This is a genomic window from Actinopolymorpha alba DSM 45243 (genome assembly GCF_000373925.1).
GTDB lineage: Bacteria > Actinomycetota > Actinomycetes > Propionibacteriales > Actinopolymorphaceae > Actinopolymorpha > Actinopolymorpha alba.
Map to the genome: position 1 here is coordinate 111,885 of NZ_KB892823.1, position 25,371 is coordinate 137,255.

Genomic DNA, 25,371 nt, shown 5'->3' on the forward strand with positions numbered 1-25,371 from the left:
TGCCGGCGAGTGGCCGGTGCTGGCGTCGAACTCGTCGATGCCGGCACCGGCCATGGGCCCTACGGGGGTGCCAACGCCGGCTCGAGGCGGGCCTGTGATGGACGCCGTACGCTGGATGTCCGCCGACGAAACAGCGACGTAACGTGATCATCTGAACTCGAATTTCCCGTGAATCGGCGCGCTGGCCGAAAATTATTGGTGCGATTGGGAGCCGTTCAGCTGTACCTAGCGTCAAACCGTTGACTCGCCGGCCATTCGGCGGTCATTCTGTAAGGCCTAGCGGATTGGACGGTACCGGCTCCCGAAGGCGCGCGCCGCGGCCGAAACCGCGACCCCAGAGGGGGTTCATCATGAGGGAGCGATTCACGTACGAAATCTCCACCAGCACGCAGGACGGCCAATGGAAGCCCGCCGTTATCCGAGATGACACGTTCAGCCGCGACCCCGAGTCCATCGCTCGTAGCCTGCTCGAGCAGTGGATCATCGACCACCAAGGGCGACTCTCGGGTGGACGTGTCTTCGTCTTCGGCGGTTCGCACCGCGAAACTCCCGACCACATCATCGCGACGGTCAGGGTGCGGGTTTATCACGGGGACCTCTACACCCGCGAATCCCAGCCCGCCGCCGTCGCCTATCTCGGGCATGCCAAGAGCGACTATCCGGGATATCGCAACGCCGGCCGAGGGCCGGGCACAGGCGGACCTTCTGCCCGTCGGCTACGCGGCCGACCCAGGCTGAGAATGCCGCGGGCCCACCCCGGCGACCAGGAGATTGCCGATCTTCCTTCGATCCGGCATCTCGCGGCGACCATCCGAGGTCGTCGATTCCAGTCCCGGTCGACGACGACCAGGGAACCCGCGGCCTGATCGACGACAGTGCCGCGTGGGGCCGGAACCACCGTGGTGGGGCTGGAACCACCGTGGTGGGCTGGAACCACCGTGGTGGGGCTGGAACCACACACTGAGCAGACTGAGCGCCGTCCGGGTACGAACCCGGCGGCGCTCCTTGCGTCTGCGGACAGTACGAAACTCAGGAGCGGGTACGGCGTTCGACGGCCTGGTGGCTCCGTTGCGCCGCGTCGAGAGCGTGCTCGGCCTGCTTGCGCCGGCGCTCCTCTGCCCTGACGCCGCGTTCGGTGGCGGCGAGTTGGTCGGTGAGATCACGCACCCGCTCGCGGAGCCGCTCCAGTTGCGTACGAAGATCGTCGCGCTGGCGTAGGGCTTTCTGCCAGGCGGTCGTGCGGCTTTCGAGGTCGCGTTCGGCCTCGGCGACTTTCGCGTTCGCCTGCGCCAGTTGGCGTTCCGCCTCAGCATCGCGCGCATGTGCCGCTTCCTTGGGCGGCGCCTGCCCGGCCGAAGGCCGTGGCGCGGGGGTGGTAGGGGCTGGTCCGGGGGTGGGAAACCCGGCCACCTCCGGACCAGTGAACGACAGTGAGGGGCCGAACCCCGTGTAGAACAAGGGTTTCTCGAGCTGGCCGCGGCGCACCTGCTCGGCCAACTCGGGATCGGCGACGGCGGCACCGAGGGTCGCCTCGACTTCCGTGGCGGCCTCCGCGCTGACTCGCAGGCCAGCTTGTAAGGCAAGGTCGTGTGCCGCTTGGAGAAGTCCGCGAACGAGCTTCTGGCGCTGGGCGGAGAGTTCCCGGAGCCGATCAGCTGTCAACTTCTCCTTGCGGAACGCCGGACCGAGGTCGAGCAGGCGTTTCAGCTCGGTCCGGCGTTCCTTACCCAGCAGGTTGACCAGCCACGCGCTCTGCTTCGGCCGCCGGAGTTTGCCGAGCGCCCGGGCGAGGTCGGAATCGCCGCGCTCTCGGGCCTGGCGGACGTGTTCGTCCCGGGCGGCCACGAAGTCAGCCGGCGTCGTGGCGTACAGCTCGCGCGCGATCTCATCCAGGGTGGGCGACACGGCACTCCCGAAGTGTCAGGCCAGCACGTCTGCCCCATCGACTCTATCGCGCGAACCGCGAGATCAGCCGACCTTCTTGGCCACGTCCTCCCAGCTCACAAAGGCGAAGCCGGTGGTGTCGACCTCCTCACCGTTGGGGTCGGTGAGAGCGGGCCGGCGTTCACCGTCATGAACGACGAGCAGCCCACGCGGATAGTCCGGCCCGAGGGACACCGTGGTGACCGCCGCACCGTCAGAATGCTCCACCGAGTCGTTGCCGTTGCCGGCCGCGACCGTGAATCCGCCGAGGACCTGGTTCGCGCCCGTTCGCTCGTAGACGACGAACGTCGAGTCGCCCTGACTCGACGCGATGATCCGGCCGCCGCGGCCGTTCCCCGCGATCGTGAGACCCTCGGCGTCCGCGGTCAGCCAACGCCCGCCGAAGCCCGGGTCATCCCCGTCGACAACACATTCGTCGGAGGCCTCGTCGTAGGTCGCGGGCACGCCGTACCCCCGCACCCGGTCGATCAGTACCGGCGTTCCGAATCCGTGCCGACTCACCGGGATCCGCCAGATGCCGACCGCCTCCTGCGCGGCGTACACCACACCATGGTCGGAGTCGATCACCATGCCCTCGACCTGCGGACGTTCGCCGGGTTCGGTGCACGGGCTCCACGTCTGCCCGTTGGGAAGCTGGAAGCTGCTCGAGAGATCGACCGTGGCGAGGTGGTTGACGCTGACCGAATCCCCTGCTCCTGCGACCGTTGTGAGGAGAGCGAGCCGGCTTTCGTTCCGCTGGCTCACGGCGATGAGCGGCGTACCATCGCGACGGTCCTTCCCGCCGGCCAGGCCGTAGGCGGTGTGCTGGTCGTCGACCTCAGCCTCGGACGCCGCGAAGACACGGGGGGTCTCCGGCGCCGTGCTGTCACGTAGGACCCGTGATCCCGCGGCCGCACCGCGCTGGTCGATCTCGTAGACCCGAACGCGATCCCGACCCCGGTCGCTCACCAGAGCCAGATCGCGGCGACGGTCGCCGACCTTGACGCCGGTCACAACGTCGACGTTGTTGAACCGGCCGGGTGCCGCATCCGGCCCGGGCGCTGGCGGGGCCGCGAGTTGCTGTAGCTGGCGTCCCCGCAGGTCGAAGACCGCGAGCCCGCCTTCCTTGAGGGTGCCGAGTACGACGCTTCGCTGGGTGTTCGTCGAGTGGACCCAGATGGCGGGATCATCAGCGTCCGAGTTCGGCGGATCGGCACTTTCGGAGTCACCGAACGCCCTGGTCTGTTGGACGGGAACGACGGCCGGAAGCTGCCCGGCGTTCGTCGGTACGGCGTTCGTCGGTACGGCGTTCGTGGATATGGCGCTTCCCGGAGCGGCGGCGAGCAGTGGGAGGAGCGCGGGGACAAGGACGAAAGCGTGGAGTCTGCGCATGCAAACGGAGCGTGCTCGATCACCGCGTCACACGCGTGAACCTGATCTTGCAGCAACCGTCCGCCGGTGGAACGCCGAGCAAACGGGGTTGGGCGCCGGAGGTCGCCGCACCAGCTCAGCAGGCGGATCGCGGCCGCACGTGGGCTCCCCACATCGGGAACCCACGTGCGGCGGCGACGTTCACGCCGTGGTCAGCAGTTGTTGGTGCTCTTGATGACCGGCTGAGGATCGTTCTCGTGCAGGTTGTACTTCTTGCCCTGCAAGATGGGGTTGACGATCTCGTCCGGGCTGCTGCCCCAGTTGTTGTTGTTGCTGTCGTAGATCTGCTCGTAGTGCAGATGCGCGACGCCGGTGCCGACGGAGCCGACGTGTCCCACCACCTGGCCCTGACTGACCTTGTCACCAACCTTGACCAAGATCGGGCTCATGTGGTTGTACATCGTGTACCACCGGTTGCCGTGATAGATCTTGATCGCACCGATCTCGGGAAGGATGCGGTTCACGACGCCCGGCGCCGAGGCGCGGACCAGCGAACCCCGGGTGTTGCCGTTTTCATGGAAGAAGTCGATCTTCCCGGTCTCGGGATTGTGGCTCTTGTAGGTCGTGGCCTGCCAGCTCTCACCGCAGGTGAACGGAAGCTGGAAGTCCGGCCTGCCGTCCGCAAGCCTCTTTGCCGCCGTCGGCGTGGGCGACGGCGAGGGCTTGCTGACCGTACGCTTCACCGCGAGCGCCGCCTTGCGGGTTGGCGTCGGCGTGGCCGTACGCCGCGGTGCCTTCGAGGGGGAGGCCTTCGCGCGGACCGTCGCCGTCCGGGTGGCTTTCGGTGTGGCTTTCGGTGTGGCTTTCGGTGTGGCTTTCGGCTTGGCCTTGGTGGGCGTCACACTCTGCGTCGCCGTGGGCGTCGCCGTGGGCGTCAGTGACTGCGTACGACCGGCGGTCGGAAGGTTCGCGTCGCGCGCACGGGAGCGGCTGGCCCGGGCGTGTTCCCGCGCGGCTCCTATGTCAGCCGAGACCTTGCTCGTGTCTGAGCGCATCCGATCTGCCAGCAGGTTCGGCTGGGCGAACGTGGCCCACAGCGCCCCGACGCCCACCGCGAGGGCGGTGAGTCCGACGAGCGCGGTCGTGATCGTGGCGATCAGGCGCGGGCGGCGGGATCGAGCAGGCTGCGCGGGCCGGTCTGCCCGGTGTCGCGGCGTTCGTCCGAATTGGTGCGATGGTTCATGATCATGTGAGGACGGCCTCAAGAGATCTCCTTCGGTCGGGGGTTCGTGAAGCAACACGACCCGCCGACCGACATCTGGATCTCAGACGCCGGAAGGCTCAGCAACGATCATGCGATCGAGCCGACGCGGTGCAAATACCTACTGCAAATACCTACTGCGAATACCTACAGGGTGATGCGTACGGGAGCCGTGCTCTTCGGTGGTGCCGGTACGACGGCCCCCGTGGCCGACCTGGGCATTCTGCGTGACGACCGCTGATCAACTCCCCCCGGAGTCCACAATGCGGAAAGTTGAGCCGAGCTGTCCACGATGTGGACGGTTTGCGGACCCTGCTCCTGGCTTGTTCGCAACGCGTGATAAGTGGTGAAGTTGATCAACGACCCGTGAGATCAGTCGCGCTGGGGAACGTACGACGCAGCTCGGAGACCATGTGGCCGGCCACGCCCCAGAGCACGCGAACGACTTCCTGGGTATCGGCGACCCGCAAGGTCGGCGACTGGAACAGCATGTCGCCTTCGTACGCATGGAGCCGATCGGCGGGACGCACGAGGTGGTACTCAGCAGAGACCTTCGCGGCGTAGACATCGCCCACGCGCACATAGATAAGCTCGCTCACTTCCTTCGCCTCGGGCCGCGCCTCCTTCACAAACGAAGGTGGAAGCGAGACGAGGTGCCCCTTCACACTGAAGCCGGACTCGCTGATCCACTCGCCAAGCAACGTTCCAACCCCGTATTCGGGATCGCCCGTACGGTGAAGCGTTCCGGATTCCTAATGGAGTTCGCGCAGCGCGGCCTCCGATGTGGTCTCCCCTGGATCCACGGCTCCCCCGAACAACACGACCTCTCCGGCGTGGCTCATGGGTTCGCCGGTGTGTCCGTTGATCAACGAGCGCTCGGTGACGACGATGCAGGGCCCGTGCACTGGGTGCGTCACCACCGGGAGCGCGACCGCGGCCACCCGACCTGGCACCGCCCGCACGATCTGCGCACGCTGATCGAGGCCGACCATCATCATGTCCGTAGTCAATCAGCCGCCTCCCCAGTCCGTCCACAGCCGCGCATGCGAGACAGCGGCGACCTCACACGGAATTCCCAACCAGGCAAGGTGAATCGAACGCACTTCGTGGGGAGCTGCCACGTGCGGCAGGCTCCTGCATGCCTTGCATGGCATCGCCACCATGCGAGGCAGGCAATGACCACGTTTACGTGATCAACTCCCTCCCCGACCAAGGGGAACCGCGGCATCGCGAAGGGAGCCGGAGCCGACTTGGCGGAGGTGTCTCGGCCTCTTTGCCGAAACTCCTCCGCCAAGCCGCCGGGACCTCGCGACCGATCTCGCATAGTGGGCGCCTCGAAGCCGCTCAAGCCGTCCGGCACGTGAGACCTGAGGCTGCGCCTTCAAGGATCATGAAGGATTCTGGTCATATAGCAACGAAAACCCTTCACGATCACGGCCCGCGGGCCGGCTCCTGCGAAGTTGATCAACGGTCCCCGAGCGTTGGTCCGACCCGAGGATCGCTCACAACAGGAGGTCGGCCACTGACGTCACCCTGACGTGGCCGAGAAGTCTCGGAGTGCTCCTTCGAGCCCGCGCGATTGTGCGGCGAGGCCGGCCGTCAGACGTTGAACTTGAACTCCACCACGTCACCGTCGGCCATCACGTAGTCCTTGCCCTCGAGGCGAACCTTGCCCCGGGCCTTCGCCTCGTGCATCGAACCCGCTTCGATGAGGTCGTCGTACGACACGACCTCGGCCTTGATGAACCCGCGCTGGAAGTCGGTGTGGATGACCCCGGCCGCCTCGGGTGCGGTCGAGCCCTTGCGAATCGTCCAGGCCCGCGCTTCCTTGGGCCCGGCCGTGAGGAAGGTCTGGAGCCCGAGGGTGTCGAAGCCGACCCGCGCGAGCATCTTGAGGCCAGACTCCTCCTGACCGGTGGACTGGAGGAGTTCGAGCGCCTCGTCGGCCGGGAGTTCGAGCAGCTCGGACTCGATCTTGGCGTCGAGGAAGATGGCCTGCGCGGGCTCAACGAGTTCGGACAACTGGGCGCGTGCCTCGTCGTCGGTGAGCTCGGCCTCGTCGCAGTTGAAGACGTACAGGAACGGCTTGGCCGTCAGCAGGTTGAGGTCGCGCAGGATCGTCCGGTCAAGGCCGGAGGCGTACACCGTGACCCCCTTCTCGAGGGCCTCCTGCGCCTGGCGTACGACGTCGATCTTCTCCGCGAGATCCTTCTTGAGTCGGGCTTCCTTCTCCAGCCGCGGCAGGGCCTTCTCGATCGTCTGAAGGTCGGCCAGGATCAGCTCGGTGGTGATGGTGCCGATGTCGCTGGACGGTGAGACCTCGCCGTCGACGTGCACGACGTTCGGGTCGCCGAACGTCCGGGTCACCTGGCAGATCGCGTCGGTCTCGCGGATGTGGGCGAGGAACTGGTTGCCGAGTCCCTCACCCTCGGAGGCGCCACGCACGAGGCCCGCGATGTCGACGAACTGCACGGTGGCCGGCACGACCTTGGCCGCGTGGAACATCTCGCCCAGCACGTCGAGCCTGGGATCGGGCACCCCGACGATGCCGACATTGGGTTCGAGCGTCGCGAACGGGTAGTTGGCCGCGAGCACGTCATTGGCGGTGAGGGCGTTGAACAGCGTCGACTTCCCCGCGTTGGGAAGCCCGACGATCCCGATCGACAGAGCCACGACGTGCAAGCCTACGCGGAGCCGTTCGACGCCGAGCGAGCGGAGCGGTCGACGAGGAACGAGTCGCCCGCACAGCGAGCGAGAAGCCGAACGCGACCACCAAACCCAGAGCCGTTCGACGCCGAGCGAGCGGAGCGGTCGGTGCCAAGTGAGGACGGCACCGGCGCGGGAGACAGGACCTGTCGGTGGTCACCGACAAAGTGGAACCCATGAACGGCACGATCTTCCTCACGTTCGTCGTCGGCCTCGCCGTGGGCGTGGCGATCGGCGCTCTGCTGGTCCGTGTCCGGATCGCGGAGACGGTGGCCCGCACAACCGCCGAGCGGGATGCCGCCGAAGGTCGACTCGCGGAGCTGACGGCCGACCGGCGTACCCTCGCCGAGCAGTTCAGGGTGGCGTCGGCCGATGCGATGGCGCAGTCGAGCCGGCACCTGCTCGACCTCACCGATGCCCGCATGCGCGCCGCCGAGACGGTCGTCGCGCCGGTGAAGGAGAGCCTTGACCGGTTCGACGCGCGGCTGCGGGAGTTGGAGGAGTCCCGGGTCGCGCTGCAGTCCACGCTCCGGGAGCAGATCGACGCCGTACGCCTGAGCGGCGAGGCCCTGCGCCGGGAAACCGCCGCGCTGGCCACCGCGCTCCGCAAGCCGCAGGTACGCGGCCGCTGGGGTGAGCTGCACCTCGCCCGGGCCACCGAACTCGCCGGGTTGGTCGACCACACCGACGTCAGCTTCCAGCACACGGCGGTCAACACCGACGGCGACGTCGATGGCATCCAGCGGCCTGACCTCGTGGTCCACCTGGCTGGCGGCAAGCATGTGGTCGTCGACGCCAAGGTGCCGCTGGAGGCGTTCCTCGACGCGGCCGAGGCGACCGACGACGCCACCCGCACCAAGGGACTCGCCGGACACGCGCGACAGGTCCGCGCCCACGTCGACGCCCTGGCTGGCAAGGCGTACTGGCGGCGCCTGCCCGCGACGCCGGAGTTTGTCGTTCTGTTCATGCCGGGCGAGTCGTTCCTCTCCCATGCCCTGGAGGCCGATCCGGGACTGCTGGAATACGCCGCCGAACGCCGGGTGATCCTCGCCACACCCACGACCCTCATCGCGCTGCTCCGCACGGTTGCGTACGCCTGGACCGAGCAGGCTCTGAGCCACAACGCCCGCGAGGTCTTCGAACTCGGCCGCGAGCTCTACCAACGCCTGGGCCGGATGGGCAGGCACCTCGACCGGCTCGGGCGTTCGCTGACCGGAGCGGTCGACACGTACAACGAAGCGGTGGGTTCGCTGGAGACCCGCGTGATGGTGACCGCCCGCCGGCTGCACGAGCTCAAGGTGACGAACGACGATCTGACCAGTCCGGCCCCGGTCGACCGCGCCGTACGCCCACTCGCGGCCGCCGAACTCGTCGCCTCGGCCGCGGAAGCTCGGGCCGTACGCCGGGTGGGAGACAGCGCCTAGCCGGGCGCGATACAGCCCGCGACTTTCCCCATCCGCGTGATCTCTTAGTCTCAGCCGGGTGACGCGGCAGTGGGTGGGGCAATATCGTGCAGGGGTGCGGGAGTCGAGGTGGGAGGACGGGTCATCGGTGCCCCCACCCTTGAGGGACGCCGCACCACCCGACCGGCGCACCGAGGGCGCTCGTCGCAGACCCGACCACACCGCCGTTGCCGACGGTGCCGATTTCGACGGCCAGGACGCTCAGAGCCGCGGCCAGCAAGGCCGTGACGCGTTCTCCTCATCACCGGGACGTCGTGCCGCGACTTCCGAACCGTCGCCGCACCACCACACCAACACCCCCGCCGATCCGTCCACACGCGCTCGTGGCCGGCGGGCCGCTCCCGCATCGGAGACGCCGACACCGCCGCCGCCGACGGTCGGTGGGCGCCGCGCCGCGCTCCCACCCATCGAGCACCACCCTCCCGTAGCGCAGCGGCCGGCCGTCGAACAGCAGCCGGCCGAGCATCCGTCCATGCCGCCGGCCCCCGCGCCTGGGATGTCCAGCGGTCGCCGGGTACGCGGATCCAACCCTCGGCCGTCAGCGGCGGACGAAGCCCCACCACGGAACGAATCGACAGGGAGCGAATCGACACTGCGCGGATCGACAGGGAGCGGCGGACGGCGGGCCCGCGCTGTCTCGACGCCCGACTCCCTCGGGCCCGCACCGCGGTCGGCGGCGGCACGGCCACCCACGTTCGACCCGACTGACGACTTCGACGACGAGGTGTTGCCGCCGCTGCCGAAGGACGGCCGGCGCGGGGGAGGCCTGGCCCTCCCAGGCCACCACGACGAACTGGCCTCCGAACGCTTCGCGGCGGCCCGCTGGCAGGAGTCTCCGGTCACCCCGCCGCCGCAGGATCCGCCGAGCCGACCGTCCGGTGGACGGCGGCGCCGTGCGACGGATCCCGTTCCCGAGGATCCTCCCGTCACGAACTCCGCGCCCCGCTGGGAGGAGACCCCGCATCCGAACGCAGGCTCCGATCCCCTGTGGAACACGCCGAACGAGAGTTCGCCATGGCACCTGCCGACTGAGAGTCCGCCGTGGCACCAGCCTTCAGAAAGCTGGCAGGACGGCTCGGCGTACGACCTGCTCGCGGGAGAGGGCTCCACGAGCGACGGACGCCACGGTGGGCGGTCCGACTACGACCTCCCGCGGCCCGACGTCGACGCTTCGAACCCGCGTCTGGAGGCCCCGGCAACGGATATGTTCGTGGACCTTCCCGGGTACGCCGGGCACGCCGAGCGGTTCGACGACCTGCCGACACCGATCGGTGACCCGCTCACCGGAGCCATACCCGACAGCGGGGTCGCCGGCTCACCACCACGCCAGGACCGCTGGAGCGGATGGCCACCTGCTGGCGACGGTCTCACCGCCGATCCGCTGACTTCCTCCGCCTCGGCCGGGCAGGCCCCCGATCCCTCGGCCGGGCTGGCCAGCGCCGCCTCGGCCGATTGGGCCAGCGATGAGATTCGCCCCAGTCGAAGCCCCGACGGCGACCATCTCGACCCGCTACGACCTCGCGGGCACCGGGGCCAGCGCGACCAGGGTTTCGCGGACCAGGCGGAGTCTCGACCCCCACTCGAGCCTGCCATGCCTCCCGCCACCGGTATGTCCCCCGCCCAATCCAGGCAGGCACCGCCCAGCCCACCGGTCCCGCCCGAGGACAACGGGAGCCGCTCCATGCGGGCGCGGCGCACCGAGGATCGGCCACGCCGGGAGCGGCGGCCCCGCGAGACGGGCATGTCCGCCCCGCTCGCGATCGTGGTCGCCATCGGCAGCGGACTGGGTGCCGCCTTCCTGGACCTCACGGTGACCGGGCGGCTCGGCGTGTTGTTCAGCCTGTGCTTCGCCCTGACGGCGTTCGGCGTGGCCGCGGGTATCCGCCGTTCGGCCGTCTTCACCGCGGGGGTGCTCCCGCCGCTCGCCGCGCTGGCGACGTTCGTCGGGGTCGGCGTACTGGCACCGGAGAGGCTGAGCAGTACGGCGTCGCCGTTCGCAGCCGTCCTGGCCGGGCTCGCCTCGGAGTCGTGGACGCTCGTGGCCGCCTGCGCACTGACGCTCGGCACGATCGCGCTTCGCGTCGCGCTCGGTCAACCGCGGGCAGATGATGAGGTCATCGAGGAGGAGCCGCCGCGCGAAGATCCTTCCGCAGCTCGGGGGGCAGCGCGAAGATCAGGCTCTCGTCGGCCGTCCTGACCTCTTCCGCCGACGGGAAGCCGCGCTCTCCCAGCAGGTCGAGAACGCCCTGGACGAGCGCGTCTGGCACGCTCGCACCGCTCGTGACCCCCACAACCGTGACGCCGTCGAGCCAGGAGTCGTCGATCTCATCAGCGTTGTCGATGCGGTACGACGCGCGGGCGCCGGCTTCGAGGGCGACCTCGACGAGGCGTACGGAGTTGGAGGAGTTGGCCGAGCCGACGACGATCACGAGGTCGGCCTCGCGGGCGATCTCCTTGACGGCGAGCTGGCGGTTTTGGGTGGCGTAGCAGATGTCGTCGCTCGGCGGGTCGAGCAGTAGCGGGAACTTCTGGCGGAGCCGTTCGACGGTCTGCATCGTCTCGTCCACCGAGAGGGTGGTCTGGGACAGCCAGGCGACCTTCGAGGGATCGCGGACCTCGAGCCGGTCGACGTCGTCCGGGCCCTCCACGAGCTGGATGTGGTCCGGCGCCTCACCGGAGGTCCCCTCGACCTCCTCGTGGCCGGCGTGCCCGATGAGCAGAATGTCCAGCTCGTCGTGAGCGAACCGCTTGGCCTCGTGGTGCACCTTCGTGACCAACGGACAGGTGGCGTCGATGGTCTTGAGCGAACGCTCCTGCGCCTGGGCGTGAACCGCCGGCGAGACGCCGTGCGCGGAGAAGACGACGGTGGCCTCCTCGGGCACCTCGTCAAGCTCGTCGACGAAGATCGCCCCGCGTTCCTCGAGCGTGTGAACGACGTGCTTGTTGTGGACGATCTGCTTGCGGACGTAGACCGGCGGGCCATACAGGTCGAGAGCCTTCTCGACCGTGATCACCGCCCGGTCGACCCCGGCGCAGTAGCCCCGGGGGGCAGCGAGCAGGACTCGGCGTTCCGTCGACGTCATGCCCTTCATCGTAGGGTCCGTGTCGGGTGAAGCTCGCCGCCTGGCGGGGATGAGCCGTGGGCCTGTGGCCAGCGTCACGACTGGCGCCGCGCCGCCTCCACGGACCGTCGCGGACCCACAACTGATCGTTGACGCGAGATCAGCGTCCTCGCGGTCGCGCGGGCAGGCCGGGATCTTGCGATCATCGTGCCGTTGGAGGTCGCGCGACCTCCTACTCCGCACATCGCGAGGCTCCATAGCCTGCGGGAAGGTGATTCGTGATGCCAGTAGTACCCGCCGATCCGACCGCGGTGCATCCGATGCCCGAGCAGCCCCGGGTGGTGCTGCTGAAACCGCTGGTCACCTCTCCGCTGATCGAGGTCGGGGAGTACTCCTACTACGACGACCCGGATGATCCGACCGCGTTCGAGACCCGCAACGTGCTGTATCACTACGGGCCGGAGAAGCTGATCATCGGGAAGTTCTGCGCACTGGGCACAGGCGTGCGGTTCATCATGAACGGCGCGAATCACCGCATGGACGGCCCGTCAACCTTCCCTTTCCCGATCATGGGGGGTTCCTGGGTCGAGCACTTCGATCTCCTCACCGGCCTACCCGGACGCGGTGACACCGTGGTGGGCAACGACGTGTGGCTCGGGTATCGCGCCCTGGTGATGCCCGGCGCCCGTATCGGCAACGGAGCGATCATCGCTTCGGGTTCGGTCGTCGTCGACGACGTCCCCGACTACGGCATCGTCGGTGGCAACCCGGCAAGGCTCATCCGCCGCCGCTACAGCGAGGAGGACGTCACCCGCCTTCTGGAGCTGGCCTGGTGGGACTGGCCGCCTCAGCGCATCACCGAGCACATCCGCACGATCATGTCCGGGAGCATCGACGACCTCGAGGCCGCCGCCACGGAGTTGTCATAGGTATCTCGGTCTCTTAGCCGAGAAACCTATGACAACTCCAGCTTCGCCCCGATTTCTCAACATCCGAAACAGTCGGGTGTACGCCGGTCAGGCGTCGGCGTAGTCGGGCCGGAGGTTCTCCAGGCGCCGCACGCTGTCGGAGAGGCCGCCGGGCCGGTTGCGTGCCAGCCACAGGCGGTTGTACTCCTCGATGATCCCCTCGAGGTCGGCCGCCAGCTCCCGGCGTACGTCGTCACCACCCTCGGCACCGAGAGCCAACAGCCCGCGCCGGCAGGCGTGCCGCAGCAGCCGCGCGGTGTTGAGGAACTCCTCCCTCACCAGCTCCGCGTCCGCAGCGGTCGACTGAGCGGCGTCGAGCACCCCCATCGCCTCGTCGACTGCCGCGAGCGACTCGCGGAGCGTGTCGGGGCTGAGCTCGCCCACGCGCGGGCCGTACGCGTGGGTGTTGGTCGCAAGCTTCTCCATGCTGGACTGCAGGATCCAGAACAGCACCGAGGAGTTGTGCGGCTCGATCCCGACCTTGGTGTAGACGTTGCCGAGGTCGTACGCCAGCCGCCCGAGCGACCCCGTCGGGTCCTTGAACGCGTGCCAGCTCGTCGCCTCCGCGACGTCGAGGTCGCGGTTGGACTCAAGATCCCAGGAGTACGCCGCACCCGCCGCGTACCCCAGGTAGCTGACCGGCAGCACCTGCCAGTGGCCGCGGTCGCCCCAGTCGGTGATGAGGTAACCGGTCGCGCCGTGCCGCAGGCCGTTCTCCGCGGCGCTGAGTAGGTTGCCGAGGGCGTTCTTGCTCCGGCCGGCGATGCTGTTCCATGACGACGTTCCCGGACAGGTGTAGAACGCCACACCCGCGGCGGCGTACCTCTCGCACAGCGTCCCGAACGGGTGGTCCGCCTCGTAGCCCCACCCGAGCGCCACCGCGTCCTTCGGCAGCTCCGGGATCAGCTCCGGGTGCTGCTCGATGATGTCGCCCCAGAACTGCATGGTGTAGCCGCGGGCGGTGACCTCCGCGTAGATCTTCAGCAGGAAGTCGAGGTAGACCCGGCCGGTCCCCTGCTCCTCGCAGAGCTCCTTGGTGCGCCCCTGGCCGAGGTCGAAGGTTTCGTCGCACCCGACGTTGAACTGCTTGCTCGAGAAGTGCGGGAGGAGTTCGTCGTACAGCTCCTTGACCAGCTCGAGGCTGCCCGGGTCGCCCGGCGCCAGGCTGAACGGTCCGCGCATCTCGCCCCACGGCGTCACGAAGCCCTCGCTGACCTCGCCGAGTGGGGCGTACCTCGGCAGCTCCAGCCAGCGGTGCATGTGGCCGAAGGAGTTCTGGTTGGGGACCAGCTCGATGTGGCGTTCCTTGCAGTACGCGTCCAGAGCCAGGATCTCCTCGCCGGTGAACGGTGAGGCGTTCGCCCAGACCTCCGGGTGGCGGCGGTAGGCGAAGGTGTGCTCGGTGTAGAGCTGGATCTGGTTGATCTTCCAGCCGGCGAGCAGGTCGATGAGCGCGTACACCGTCTCCATCGTCGGGACCTTGTCCCGGCTCACGTCGAGCATGACTCCACGAGCGGCGTGGTCGGGCCAGTCGGAGATGCGCAGGCACGGCAGCTCCGGCGCGGACTGCTCGATGACCTGGATGAGGGTGCAGACGCCGTAGAAGACGCCCTGCGGGGTCCCGGCCTCGACGAGCAGGCGCTCGGGTGTGATGGAGAGTTCGTACCCCTGGTCGGGTACGGCGCTGTCGGGGTTCAGCCGCAGGATCGCGCCCACCTCGTGCGCCGGGCCGACCGTGGTCGCGGAGATCTCCCAGTCGACCCCGGCGATGGTACGGATGGCGTCCCGCAACCGCCGAGCGGTCGCGAGCAACTCGCCCGCGTCGGCCGCCTCGATGACGATCCGCCGCTGCGACGCCGGGCCGGCGATCGGGTCAGCGGTGAGGCTGCAGTGCCCGGGGTCGAGATCCGCGGTCCGCGGGCAGGGCAGGAGTGACAGGGCGGTCGCCCCGGTGGTTGCAGCTGGGTTCATCGTGCACGGGGTCCTGTCTCGTCGTAGGGCGCGGACGCGGCTGCCACGGTAATGCAGGCGCCGGCGTCCAGCCTGCCGGCGTTCTGTTACAGATCACCGTCACGCCCGGATTCGGTCAGGCGACATCTGAATGGAATCCGGCGCCCATCCGTAAGAGCGGGCGCGGGGGTGCCACGCGAGTGCGGTGCCACGCGAGTCCGGCGCCGCCGTCTCCCGGGGAACTTCTAGGCTGCCGGTCATGGCCCTGGAGACGTCCCCCGAAAAGCCGGCACCTGTACGCCAGATCGCGAACCTGATCGGCCAGTGGATCGGGCGGCTCGGCGCGGTGTGGGTCGAGGGGCAGGTCGCGCAACTCACCCGCCGGCCCGGAACCACCACGGTCTTCCTCACCCTGCGCGATCCCGTCGCCGACATCTCCATCCAGGTGACCTGCCCGCGCCGGGTCTTCGACATCGTTGACCCACCGGTGATCGAGGGCGCCCGGGTGGTCGTTCAGGCCCGGCCGGTCTACTACGTGCCCCGCGGGTCCCTCTCCCTCGCCGCCTCCGACATCCGGCCGGTCGGGCTCGGCGAACTCCTGGCCCGGCTGGAGCGCCTGAAGCGCCTGCTCGCCGCCGAAGGGCTGTTCGCCCGGGAGCGCAAGCGCGGCCTGCCGTTCCTGCCCCGGAAGGTCGGCCTGGTGTGCGGGCGGGGCTCCGCCGCCGAGCACGACGTACTGGAGAACGCCCGGCGCCGGTGGTCAGCGGTCAGCTTCCGGGTGGAGAACGTCGCCGTCCAGGGTCCGCAGGCCGCGGCCCAGGTGATCGAGGCGCTCCGGCGGCTGGACACCGAGCCTGACGTCGACGTGATCGTCGTGGCCCGGGGTGGCGGCTCGGTCGAAGACCTGCTGCCCTTCTCCGACGAGGGCATGATCCGGGCCGTGGCACAGTGTCGTACGCCGGTGGTGAGCGCCATCGGCCACGAGCAGGACATGCCGCTGCTGGATCTGGTGGCCGACGTACGCGCCTCCACACCCACCGACGCGGCCCGGCGGATCGTCCCGGACGTCGGCGAGGAGGTTGCCCGGATCGACCAGCTTCGTACCCGCGGCCGCCAGATCCTGGCCAGCTGGCTCGACCGGGAGCTCTCGGCCCTCCACGCACTCCGGGCGCGTTCCGCGCTCAGTGACCCACAACGCGAGATCGGGCGGCGGTCGGAGGAGATCGCCGCGTTGCGGGACCGCTCCCGCCGTTACCTCGCCCAAGTCCTCGACCGGGCCGAGGACAACCTCGACCACCAGCTCGCGCGGGTCCGTGCGCTCTCCCCCAAGGCCACCCTCGAACGCGGGTACGCCGTCCTACAGAAGACGGACGGCGCCGCTGTCCGGGATCCGTCCGAGGTCGTACCCGGGGAGGTCCTCGACGCCCGGGTCGCGGGTGGCAGGTTCCCGGTAGAAGTACGCGCGGACGGGGAAACCCTCGGGTAGGGCTGATGCGGAGCGTCCTGGATAGGGTGCTGAGTTGTGAGCGAGCCGCAGACCGCACTCTCCTACGAGCAGGCACGTGACGAACTCGTCGAGGCCGTACGCCGGCTCGAAGCGGGCGGGACCACCCTGGAGGAGTCCCTGCGCCTGTGGGAGCGCGGCGAGGAGCTCGCGAAGGTGTGTCAAGCCTGGCTGGACGGCGCGCGGGTTCGGCTGGAAGCGGCCCGGACGGCAGCGCCAGCTGACGAGGTCGAGGATCTCGCCGAGGAAGACTGAGCAGGAGGGGCACAGCGCATGGCCGACCCGAAACTCGAATCCGACGCCGTACCGCCCCCGCTGCGTACCGACGGCGGTGCCCCCGACCGCAACCTCGCCCTCGAACTCGTCCGTGTCACCGAGGCCGCCGCGATGGCCGCCGGACGGTGGGTCGGCCGGGGTGACAAGAACGGTGCCGACCAGGCGGCCGTCAACGCGATGCGGACCCTGATCGCCTCAGTGAGCATGCGCGGCGTCGTCGTCATCGGCGAGGGCGAGAAGGACAACGCCCCGATGTTGTACAACGGCGAGGAGGTCGGCTCCGGCGACGGTGCCGAGTGTGACGTCGCCGTGGATCCGATCGACGGCACCACACTCACGGCAAAAGGGATGAGCAACGCCGTCTCGGTCCTCGCGGTCGCCCCGCGCGGTGCGATGTACGACCCGTCCGCGGTGTTCTACATGGAGAAGCTCGCGACCGGCCCCGAGGCCGCCGACGTCATCGACATCACCGCGCCGGTGAGCGAGAACATCCGCCGAGTCGCCCGCGCCAAGCACGAGGACCCCGAGGACGTCACGGTTGTCATCCTCGACCGGCCGCGGCACGAAAACCTCGTCCGGGAGATCCGCGAAACCGGGGCCCGGATCAAGTTCATCACCGACGGCGACGTCGCCGGCGCGATCATGGCCGCCCGGCCCGACACCGGTGTCGACCTGCTCGTCGGGATCGGTGGTACGCCCGAAGGGATCATCGCCGCCTGCGCCATGAAGTGCATCGGCGGGATGATCCAGGGTCGGCTGTGGCCGCGCGATGATGCCGAACGCCAGAAGGCGATCAACGCCGGCCACGACATGGAGCGCGTGCTCACGACCGACGATCTCGTCCAGAGCGAGGACGTGTTCTTCGTCGCGACCGGCATCACCGACGGGGAGCTCCTTCGCGGCGTCCGCTACCACGGCGACGGCGCCAACACCCACTCCCTGGTGATGCGGTCCCGCAGCGGGACCATCCGGTCGATCATGTCCGAGCACGCGTTGGCGAAGCTTCGGGCGTACTCCACCATCGACTTCGAACGCGCCTGCTAGGGCTCAACCGCCGGCGCGCTTGAACCAGCGGCGGCGCTTCGGAGGGCGGGCGATCAACTCGCCGACGATGACGATGCCGCGTACCCGGATCAGTGGGGTCCCCGGTCCGGGTCGACCATGGGATTTGTTCTTACGCTCCCCGAGGACCGTCGTCCCGTGCTCGAACTCCACCGCGATGTCGTCGGGCACGATCAGGGTCAGCTGGCCGAGGCCGACCTGAACGTCGAGGATGACCTCGTGCGGGATGTCGGCCTCGGTGAGGTCCAGCGTGACCTGACCGATCAGGGCCCGCGCCGTCAGTCGCCTGGGCACCAGCCAGCGGCCCGTGACGTTCTGCTCGCTGAGCACCGCGTTGATCTCGTTGGGTCCGGGCTGGGTGAGCGGGTGGTAGCCACTACCGGGCCGCGCGGCGGGGCTTCGTGAGTCCGCGCCATCCCCGAGGGGCAGGTCGGCGGTCAGCGGGGCGAGTTCGGCGTAGGTCTTGGCGGCGAACGTCCGCTCCAACCGAACCTCGAGTTCACCGAGGTCGATGCGCCCCTCGGCCGCGGCCTCGCGGAGGATCTCCGCGGTATGGTCGCGGTCCGCGTCGGAAGCGCGCAGGTCTCCCGAACCCGCCGCCGGCCACCCGCCACTTTCCATGGGTCCGCTCCCCTTGGCTCGGCCGCCCGATGATGCGGCTTGGTGCTGTCTACGGCATCTGAGGCTAGCCGGTCGGGTCGCCGGATGCGGCGTTCGTTCCTGCTATGTGTACGAACCCCTCGCCTCAGGCGCGAAGGAAAGCGACCAAAGGCACGCCCAGAAGGACGGCAGCGAGAATCGCCAAGATCAAGACCAGCGCGGCCGTGACCGGCCGGCGTTCCCACCACGGCACGATTCCGGGATGGATCTCGCCGAGCCGGGCGGGAGTGATCACGCCCTCGATTTCGCGTACCGGTAGGCCGAGCCGGGCGACGAACCGGTCGAGGTCGCTCGGGGCGAAGGTGCCGGTGTGCAGCCGCAGCAGGGGCTTTCCAGCCACGTCGCAGATGAACACGTTGTGGTACGGGCCCGTCATTCCCCTCAGGGGCGGAAGCGTGGCTCGTACCACCGACCCGGCGTCGGCGCGGCGGCGCATACGAGGTCGGCCGAGTAGCCCAACCCGGCCGAACTCGGCGTCGGTGACGATGACCCGCGTGCGGTACACGTAGAGAAAGCCTGGAATCGAAAGAACCGCGACGACCGCGGCCGCTACGGCGAACGCCGTCACCCCACCGATCCCCGCTGCCGGAACGAGGATCGTGGCGGCACAGATCGGCGCGAGGACGAAGGGCCTTCGGCGGGTCCCGGCTGATAATCGGATGACGAGCGCCGCGGCGGCCGGGTTGATCGACATCCGGGCAAGGCTAGCTTGCCTGCGCACCGCCCTAATCCGCGCGACCGCGCCCCTATCGCCGCGACCTCTAGGCTGGATCGGTGGCGTTCAGCGACTTCGATCCCGGCGTGACCAGCGGGCCCGGCACGATCATCGAGCCGTTCGAGGATGGCCGGCCGGTGGTGGTCGCCCGGGAGGAGACCCCGCGAGGATCCGTCGCCCTGCGCCGCCGCCGCGATCCTTTGCACGGCGAGGTTTACGAGCTGATCGTGAACGGCGCGTTCGTCATGGACACGCTCGAGACCTCGACGGAACGCCTGCTCGCCGAGAGCGCGCTCGCCTATGCCCGTGTCGCCCCTCGCACGGTGGTCGTTGGCGGGCTTGGCCTGGGGTTCACCGTCCGCGAACTCCTGGCCGACGAGCGGATCGAACACCTCCACGTCGTCGAACTCGAGCCGGCTGTCATCGAGTGGGTCCGCGCTGGCGTGGTTCCGGCCACCGCCGGCGTGCTCGACGACGTACGCGTCCAGACCCATCTCGCCGACGTACGCCACTGGCTGCCCGCGCGGCCCGCCGCCAGCGCCGACGTCATCATGCTGGACGTGGACAACGGGCCAGACTTCCTTGTGCACTTGGCGAACAGCGAGGTATACGAGACGCCGTTCCTGGCCGCTGTCAAGGAAACCTTGCGGCTCGGTGGTGTCCTCGCGGTCTGGTCGGCGGCGCGGGCCACCGCCCTCGCGGAGCGGCTGGAGCGGACCTTCGGCACCTGCCGCGAGGTGCACCGGACCATCCCCCGAGAAAGTCGCGAGCTGGACTACTTCCTCTACGTCGCCACCTCGACAGGATCCATGCCTTCCTGACCACGCCAGCGACCCGCGAAGGCTCGTGACGCTCCTCACCTTTGACCGCGGGCCCTCGCTCAGCAGCGCAATACATTGATGCGATCAACATTGACAATATATCTCCCGCCGTCCGACAGTCCTCTCGTCAGACAAGGGAGGTCTCATGTCGTCCACCGTGATCCCGCCTCAGCCGGGCCAGCCCGAAAGCGGCCTCATCACCGCGCCGCCAGGGCTTGCCGGCGTCGCCGTCACCGACACCTCGATCGGCGAGGTGCGCGGTTTGGAGGGTTTCTACCACTACCGGCAGTACTCCGCGGTCGAGCTGGCCGAGCAGCGTACGGTCGAGGACGTCTGGCACCTGCTGTTCGAGGGTGAGCTCCCCACCGCCGACCAGCGAGCGGAGTTCATGGCCCTGGTTGTGCCCTTGCGGCAGCTGCCACCTGAGGTCCGCGCGGCCCTGCCGGCGATCGCCCGGTCCAGCTCCAGCCCGCTCGACGGTCTCCGTACCGCACTCTCGCTGGCTGGCTCCGCACAGCATCTGCGCCCGCTCTGGGATCTCGAGGAGCCGACCCGCCGCCTCGACGCGCTGCGGATCTGCGCCCAGGTGCCGACGCTGCTCACCGCCCTCCACCGGCTCGCCCACGGCGAGCAACCCGTCGAGCCGCGCGACGACCTGCCGTACGCCGCCAACTATCTCTACATGCTCACCGGCGAGGAGCCCGATCCGATGCGGGCGCGGGCCATCGAGCGCTACCTGGTCTCGACGATCGACCACGGCTTCAACGCGTCGACGTTCACCGCCCGGGTGATCGCGTCCACCGGCGCGGATGTCGCGGCCTGCGTGGTCGGCGCGATCGGGGCGTTGTCGGGTCCCCTGCATGGAGGCGCGCCGAGCCGGGCGCTGGAGTCCTTGGACGCGATCGGTACGCCGGACCGGATCGAGCCCTGGGTACGCGCGCGGATCGAGGCGGGCGACCGGATCATGGGGTTCGGGCACCCGGTCTACCGCACGGAAGATCCGCGGTCACGGATGCTGCGCGCGACCGCCGAGGAGTTCGGCGGCGACCTGGTGGAGTTTGCCGTCGAGGTCGAGGCGTGCGTCCTGGCGCTGCTCGCCGAACTCAAGCCCGGCCGCGATCTCCACACCAACGTGGAGTTCTACGCCGGGGTCGTCATGGAGCTGTGCGGGCTACCGCGGGAGATGTTCACACCGACGTTCGCGTCCAGCCGGGTCATCGGCTGGTGCGCCCACGTGCTCGAGCAGGCCCGGGAGCGCAAAATCATCCGGCCGGGTGCGAGGTACGCCGGCCCTCCGCCACCGCGGCCGCTTCCACCGCTCGCCTAGGAGACCCGGACGCTGGACTTGTCCGAAGTGCGTCCGGGTTCGCCGGAGCCGCAAGCGAACCGGCGAAACAGTGGAGAGTTTTCCGTGTCCCGACCCGGAAAACTCTCCACTCCCTTCCTCTTTGCCAAGTTGGGTCCTAAAACTGTAGACCGCGCGGACTTTCGGTCTACAGTTTTAGGACCCAACTCAACGCTGGCTCCATCAAGAAATGGCTGGCGGTCCATTCACGAGACCCGAGGTTCATCGACGGAACCCCCCTCTCTTGTTTTACTCAGGACTATTCAAGGCAACCCCACCCCGTCCGTCCCCTATCGCGGTGGCGGCCCGGTATAGAGAGCCCGCGGCCGGTAGCGCAGCCGGTGCGGGTACTCCTCGAGCGCGTGAGCGATCAGGCCGGCCATCCGCCCGAGCAGGAAGATCACCTCACTCGCTCCTGACGTCAAGCCAAACTTGACAGCGAGGAAAGCGAGCGCGAAGTCGATGTTCGGGGCAGGACCCGCATGCCGGCCGACCACGGTCAGCAGCTCCTCGGCGATAGCGTCAACCTTTCCTTGCCGCCCGGCCGCACGGGTCAGCTCGAGCAACACGTCGGCGCGCGGGTCCCGCCTCGTATAGACCGCATGACCGAATCCCGGCAACACCTCCCCCCGCCGCAACCGCTCACCCACGAGGCGGGGTACGTCGTCAGGTCGCCGTACCTCACGCAGGAGCGCCTCGACGGCCGACGCACTCGCACCGTGCAGGGCACCACTACCGGCGGCCAGACCCGTGAGGACGACGAGGTACGGATCGGCCCACACTGACGCGGCAACCCTGGCCGCGAACGTCGACGCGGCCAGCTCGTGGTCGGCCATCAGGATCAACGCCGCATCGAGCGCCCGGATCTCTCCACGCCTGGGCGGCCGGTCGGCCAACCGCGACCACAGCCGCTCCGCGATCGACAGGCCCCGTACCGGCGAGAGCTCTGGCAGGCACTCGATCGTCTCCGCGATGAGCGCACGTGCGGTGGCCGCGACCGCCGCTGGCCGCCGGTCATCACGCATCGGGTCGGTCGCCGCGACCGCCGCCACGACGACCCGCATCCGATCAACCACGCGCGCCGACGCGGGAAGGGCGTCCTGAGCCCGGCGGCCCACGTCGACCGCGGCCGGCCTGGTGGGCCAGGGTTCGGACGATGCGGTACGCCGACCTCCCCGCCGGACCGCATCGTCCGAGCCCGGCGCCCAGAGGAGTTCGGCGACCTCCTCGAACCGTCGCGTGCGGGCCAACTCGGTGGCATCGTTCCCGCGGTAGTACAAGCCACCCTCGGGGTCGAGCAGGGTCAGCTCGGTGTCGATCACGACCTCCAGCGCTCCGGCCCGACCGCCCCGCCGGTTGCGCTGGGCGAGGCGTTCGACCTCAACGCGGTCAAACCGGGAGGAACGCCGATCCTCACCGCGATGCCGCTGGAGTACGCCACGACTGACGTAGGCGTACACCGTTTCCGCTTTCACACCAAGCAGATCGGCGGCCTGGTGGGTCGTGATCCACCGCGACGAGTCGTTCACACGGGCAACCTCATCACATGTGAGCTGTTCGCCAGGTCATAGAGTCAGGCCATGGCTGAGGATCAGGACTACCGGATCGAACGCGACACGATGGGCGAGGTCCGCGTACCCGCTCATGCCTTGTGGCGGGCGCAGACCCAACGCGCGGTGGAGAACTTCCCCATCTCGGGCTCCACCCTGGAAAGCCAGCACATCCGGGCGCTCGCCCTCATCAAGGGGGCCGCCGCGAAGGTCAACGCCGAACTCGGCGTCATCGACGACGACCTCGCCAAGGCGATCCAGGCGGCCGCCGCGCGGGTGGCCGAGGGTGGGTACGACGACCACTTCCCGATCGACGTGTTCCAGACGGGTTCGGGCACCTCGAGCAACATGAACACCAACGAGGTGCTGGCCAGCCTTGCCACCGACGCGCTCGGCCAGCCGGTCCACCCCAACGACCACGTCAACGCCTCGCAGTCCAGCAACGACGTGTTCCCCTCGTCGATCCACATCGCCGCCACCAACGCCGTGCTGCACGATCTCGTCCCGGCGCTCACCCACCTGGTCGAGGCGTTCGAGCGCAAGGCCCAGGAGTTCGCCGACGTGGTGAAGTCCGGGCGTACCCACCTGATGGACGCGACCCCGGTGACGCTCGGCCAGGAGTTCGGCGGCTACGCAGCGCAGATCAGGTACGGCATCGAACGCGTCCAGTCCACCCTCCCCCGCGTGGCTGAGCTTCCCCTCGGCGGCACCGCGGTGGGCACCGGCATCAACACTCCGCCCGGCTTCGCCGCGAGGGTCATCGCCGAGCTCGCGGCGTCCACGGGTCTTCCCCTCACCGAGGCGCGCGACCACTTCGAGGCGCAGGGCGCTCGCGATGCTCTGGTCGAGCTGTCCGGTCAGCTGCGCACGATCGCGGTGGGGCTCTACAAAGCCGCCAACGACATCCGCTGGATGGGCTCGGGGCCCCGCACCGGCCTCGCCGAGATCGCCCTTCCCGACCTGCAGCCGGGCTCCAGCATCATGCCGGGCAAGGTCAACCCGGTGATCGCGGAGGCCGCCCGCCAGGTCGTGGCCCAGGTGATCGGCAACGACGCGGCAGTCGCGTTCAGCGGCTCGCAGGGCGACTTCGAACTCAATGTCATGCTGCCGGTCATCGCCAAGAACCTCCTTGAGTCGATCCGGCTTCTGAGCAACGTCAGCGTGCTGTTCGCCGACCGGCTGGTCGACGGCATCACCGCCAACGTCGAACGCTGCAAGGAATACGCCGAGAGCTCGCCGTCGGTCGTCACCCCGCTCAACCGCTACATCGGCTATGAGAACGCCGCCAAGATCGCCAAGACCGCCCTGGCAGAGCGCAAGACAATCAAGCAGGTGGTGCTCGAGCAGGGATACGTCGAACGCGGCGACCTCACCGAGGAGCAGCTCGACCAGGCGCTCGACGTTCTCTCCATGACCCACCCTTGAGGTGGGGCTTAACGCGAAGCGGATCGCGTGCGTTATCCACAGCGATCGGGGCTGTGGACGACGGTCAGCGTTCAAGCGATCCATCCGGCCATCCTTGTGCCCCATAACCACCAACCGTGGGAGGGCCATGACCACGCTGCCCTGGGGCCGGCCGTTGACCTGCGCCGATCTGGATGCGATGCCCGATGACGGGCACAAGAATCTCCCCGCGGCCCCCATGCTCGCCGTGGAGGTTCTCTCCGACAGCACGCATGGCATCGACCTCCTTCTCAAGCGGGAACGCCTCCAACGCGCCGGTTGCCCCGCCTACTGGGTGATCGACCCCAAGATGCCCGGCCTGACGGTCATGGAGCTTCGTGGCGACACCTACCACGATGTCGTGACCGTGACCGGCAACAAGGAGTTCCGGGCCACAGCGCCATACGCCGTGCCCGTCGTACCCATTGACCTCGTGACACGCTCGTCGTGATCGCTCTGGAGGCTTGTTCCTAGCCCCGTCCGGCCGCCGGACGGTGGCCGGGATCAGCGCCGGGATCAGCGCCGAGCTCGGGCGAGAAGCGCGATCCGCCGGTAAGGTCACAGCGATGAGCGCTCCCACCTCCTCAGTGCCAGAATCTGGACAACCAAACGGTTTCCGGTCCTCTGGGCATCCGCCGTACTGGCCGGCCGGTACGCACATCTGGTGGCGCTACCGTCGCACCGCCTGGATTCCAGGCAGACCCGAAACGGTCCGACCAATGACCGTCGTACGTGACGATGCGGACGTACTTGCCGCCTGGCTCGCGCCCTCGACTCCGATCTTCAAGACGGTCCTGCCCGACGGGCGGGACCTCCGCGCGTTGCCGTTGTACGACGCGTTCCGGGCTGACCGGGCGCTCAAGCGCGACGTCTGGCGGGGCGGCGGCATCCTCAAGGTGGCACCGACCGGCGTGCCCTGGTCCGCCTGGCTGTTCCGCAACGCTGACGGCACCTTCCGCAACTGGTACATCAACCTCGAGGACGTCCACGTCCGCGACGACGCGAACGTCATCACCCAGGACCACGTCCTCGACGTCGTGGTCTATCCCGACGGCCGGGTCGAGTGGAAGGACGAGGACGAGCTGGAGGCGGCAGTCGCCGCCGGGCGCTACACCGCCGAGGATGCCGCGCGGTTCGAAGCGGACGCGCGGGAGGTCGAGGAACTCGCCGCCGGCTGGGGCTCCCCCTTCTGCGACGGCTGGGAGGACTGGCGCCCCGATCCCGCCTGGGCCATCCCCACCCTGCCCGCAGATAGTGTCGCCGACTACTGACGGCCCGCCAGCGGCGAGAT

23 protein-coding genes are annotated in these 25,371 nt (G+C 68.8%); 12 read left to right on the top strand and 11 right to left on the bottom strand.

The annotated features are described in order from the left end of the window. Positions 1-350 precede the first annotated feature (350 nt). Positions 351-866, top strand: a complete 516-nt coding sequence (locus B141_RS0137355) for a hypothetical protein (RefSeq protein WP_020580279.1) — start codon at positions 351-353, stop codon at positions 864-866. Positions 867-1,029: 163 nt separating this feature from the next. Here B141_RS0137355 and B141_RS44945 read toward each other — a convergent pair whose 3' ends face one another. The 6 genes from B141_RS44945 to ychF all read right to left on the bottom strand — a co-directional run bounded on the left by B141_RS44945 (position 1,030) and on the right by ychF (position 7,228). Further along, the gene (locus B141_RS44945; RefSeq protein ID WP_020580280.1) at positions 1,030-1,905 is read right to left on the bottom strand and encodes a hypothetical protein; all 876 of its coding nucleotides are present in this window, start codon (positions 1,903-1,905) and stop codon (positions 1,030-1,032) included. Positions 1,906-1,968: 63 nt separating this feature from the next. Next, on the bottom strand, positions 1,969-3,315 hold the full coding sequence (locus B141_RS0137365) for a phytase (RefSeq protein ID WP_020580281.1): 1,347 nt from the start codon (positions 3,313-3,315) through the stop codon (positions 1,969-1,971). Positions 3,316-3,506: 191 nt separating this feature from the next. Further along, positions 3,507-4,406 carry a M23 family metallopeptidase gene (locus B141_RS50150; RefSeq protein WP_020580282.1) on the bottom strand — a complete coding sequence of 300 codons (900 nt, stop codon included), beginning with the start codon at positions 4,404-4,406 and terminating at the stop codon, positions 3,507-3,509. 505 nt (positions 4,407-4,911) lie between these two features. Then, positions 4,912-5,154 (bottom strand): hypothetical protein, encoded by a 243-nt coding sequence (locus tag B141_RS0137385; protein WP_157181584.1) that lies wholly within the window; start codon positions 5,152-5,154, stop codon positions 4,912-4,914. Between the two features lie 153 nt (positions 5,155-5,307). After that, on the bottom strand, positions 5,308-5,553 hold the full coding sequence (locus B141_RS0137390; RefSeq protein ID WP_020580286.1) for an NUDIX hydrolase: 246 nt from the start codon (positions 5,551-5,553) through the stop codon (positions 5,308-5,310). A gap of 601 nt (positions 5,554-6,154) precedes the next feature. Further along, entirely contained in the window at positions 6,155-7,228 is a 1,074-nt protein-coding gene (gene ychF / locus B141_RS0137395) for a redox-regulated ATPase YchF (RefSeq protein WP_020580287.1), read from the bottom strand. Between the two features lie 209 nt (positions 7,229-7,437). On the opposite strand from ychF, the gene B141_RS0137400 reads away from it, so the two are divergent. Both B141_RS0137400 and B141_RS44955 read left to right on the top strand, forming a co-directional pair. Continuing rightward, positions 7,438-8,685 (top strand): DNA recombination protein RmuC, encoded by a 1,248-nt coding sequence (locus tag B141_RS0137400; protein WP_040423352.1) that lies wholly within the window; start codon positions 7,438-7,440, stop codon positions 8,683-8,685. Positions 8,686-8,812: 127 nt separating this feature from the next. Further along, the gene (locus tag B141_RS44955) at positions 8,813-10,921 is read left to right on the top strand and encodes a DUF6542 domain-containing protein (RefSeq protein WP_157181586.1); all 2,109 of its coding nucleotides are present in this window, start codon (positions 8,813-8,815) and stop codon (positions 10,919-10,921) included. Here the strand turns inward: B141_RS44955 and B141_RS0137410 are convergent. Beyond that, positions 10,839-11,816, bottom strand: coding sequence for a 4-hydroxy-3-methylbut-2-enyl diphosphate reductase (locus tag B141_RS0137410; protein WP_020580289.1), 978 nt, complete (start codon positions 11,814-11,816; stop codon positions 10,839-10,841). The genes B141_RS44955 and B141_RS0137410 overlap by 83 nt on opposite strands. 251 nt (positions 11,817-12,067) lie before the next feature. On the opposite strand from B141_RS0137410, the gene B141_RS0137415 reads away from it, so the two are divergent. Next, the gene (locus B141_RS0137415; RefSeq protein ID WP_020580290.1) at positions 12,068-12,715 is read left to right on the top strand and encodes a CatB-related O-acetyltransferase; all 648 of its coding nucleotides are present in this window, start codon (positions 12,068-12,070) and stop codon (positions 12,713-12,715) included. A gap of 87 nt (positions 12,716-12,802) precedes the next feature. Here the strand turns inward: B141_RS0137415 and B141_RS0137420 are convergent, their stop codons facing one another. After that, the gene (locus B141_RS0137420; protein ID WP_020580291.1) at positions 12,803-14,725 is read right to left on the bottom strand and encodes a beta-N-acetylhexosaminidase; all 1,923 of its coding nucleotides are present in this window, start codon (positions 14,723-14,725) and stop codon (positions 12,803-12,805) included. Between the two features lie 238 nt (positions 14,726-14,963). Between B141_RS0137420 and xseA the strand changes: the two genes are divergently transcribed. The 3 genes from xseA to glpX are packed head-to-tail and all read left to right on the top strand — an operon-like array spanning position 14,964 to position 17,528. Next, positions 14,964-16,190 carry an exodeoxyribonuclease VII large subunit gene (gene xseA / locus B141_RS0137425; RefSeq protein WP_020580292.1) on the top strand — a complete coding sequence of 409 codons (1,227 nt, stop codon included), beginning with the start codon at positions 14,964-14,966 and terminating at the stop codon, positions 16,188-16,190. Between the two features lie 36 nt (positions 16,191-16,226). After that, on the top strand, positions 16,227-16,463 hold the full coding sequence (locus B141_RS0137430; protein ID WP_020580293.1) for an exodeoxyribonuclease VII small subunit: 237 nt from the start codon (positions 16,227-16,229) through the stop codon (positions 16,461-16,463). Between the two features lie 18 nt (positions 16,464-16,481). Beyond that, complete coding sequence (gene glpX, locus B141_RS0137435; RefSeq protein WP_020580294.1) at positions 16,482-17,528, top strand: class II fructose-bisphosphatase; 1,047 nt, start codon at positions 16,482-16,484, stop codon at positions 17,526-17,528. Between the two features lie 3 nt (positions 17,529-17,531). Here glpX and B141_RS0137440 read toward each other — a convergent pair whose 3' ends face one another. Both B141_RS0137440 and B141_RS46670 read right to left on the bottom strand, forming a co-directional pair. Beyond that, positions 17,532-18,167, bottom strand: coding sequence for a DUF1707 SHOCT-like domain-containing protein (locus B141_RS0137440; RefSeq protein WP_020580295.1), 636 nt, complete (start codon positions 18,165-18,167; stop codon positions 17,532-17,534). Between the two features lie 124 nt (positions 18,168-18,291). Next, positions 18,292-18,900, bottom strand: a complete 609-nt coding sequence (locus B141_RS46670; protein WP_020580296.1) for a hypothetical protein — start codon at positions 18,898-18,900, stop codon at positions 18,292-18,294. Positions 18,901-18,980: 80 nt separating this feature from the next. Here B141_RS46670 and B141_RS44965 point away from each other — a divergent pair, with 80 nt between their 5' ends. Beyond that, on the top strand, positions 18,981-19,742 hold the full coding sequence (locus B141_RS44965) for a spermine/spermidine synthase domain-containing protein (RefSeq protein WP_020580297.1): 762 nt from the start codon (positions 18,981-18,983) through the stop codon (positions 19,740-19,742). A 145-nt stretch (positions 19,743-19,887) separates the two neighbouring features. After that, entirely contained in the window at positions 19,888-21,069 is a 1,182-nt protein-coding gene (locus tag B141_RS0137455) for a citrate synthase/methylcitrate synthase (RefSeq protein WP_020580298.1), read from the top strand. A gap of 308 nt (positions 21,070-21,377) precedes the next feature. Here the strand turns inward: B141_RS0137455 and B141_RS0137460 are convergent, their stop codons facing one another. Beyond that, positions 21,378-22,616 (bottom strand): citrate/2-methylcitrate synthase, encoded by a 1,239-nt coding sequence (locus tag B141_RS0137460; RefSeq protein ID WP_020580299.1) that lies wholly within the window; start codon positions 22,614-22,616, stop codon positions 21,378-21,380. 51 nt (positions 22,617-22,667) lie between these two features. On the opposite strand from B141_RS0137460, the gene B141_RS0137465 reads away from it, so the two are divergent. The 3 genes from B141_RS0137465 (at position 22,668) to B141_RS0137475 (ending at position 25,351) form a co-directional block, all read left to right on the top strand. Then, positions 22,668-24,062: a class II fumarate hydratase gene (locus B141_RS0137465; protein ID WP_020580300.1), complete on the top strand. Its 1,395-nt coding sequence runs from the start codon at positions 22,668-22,670 to the stop codon at positions 24,060-24,062. Between the two features lie 127 nt (positions 24,063-24,189). Then, positions 24,190-24,531, top strand: a complete 342-nt coding sequence (locus B141_RS44970) for a Uma2 family endonuclease (RefSeq protein ID WP_020580301.1) — start codon at positions 24,190-24,192, stop codon at positions 24,529-24,531. A 268-nt stretch (positions 24,532-24,799) separates the two neighbouring features. After that, complete coding sequence (locus B141_RS0137475; RefSeq protein ID WP_020580302.1) at positions 24,800-25,351, top strand: ribonuclease FAU-1 family protein; 552 nt, start codon at positions 24,800-24,802, stop codon at positions 25,349-25,351. Positions 25,352-25,371 lie beyond the last annotated feature (20 nt).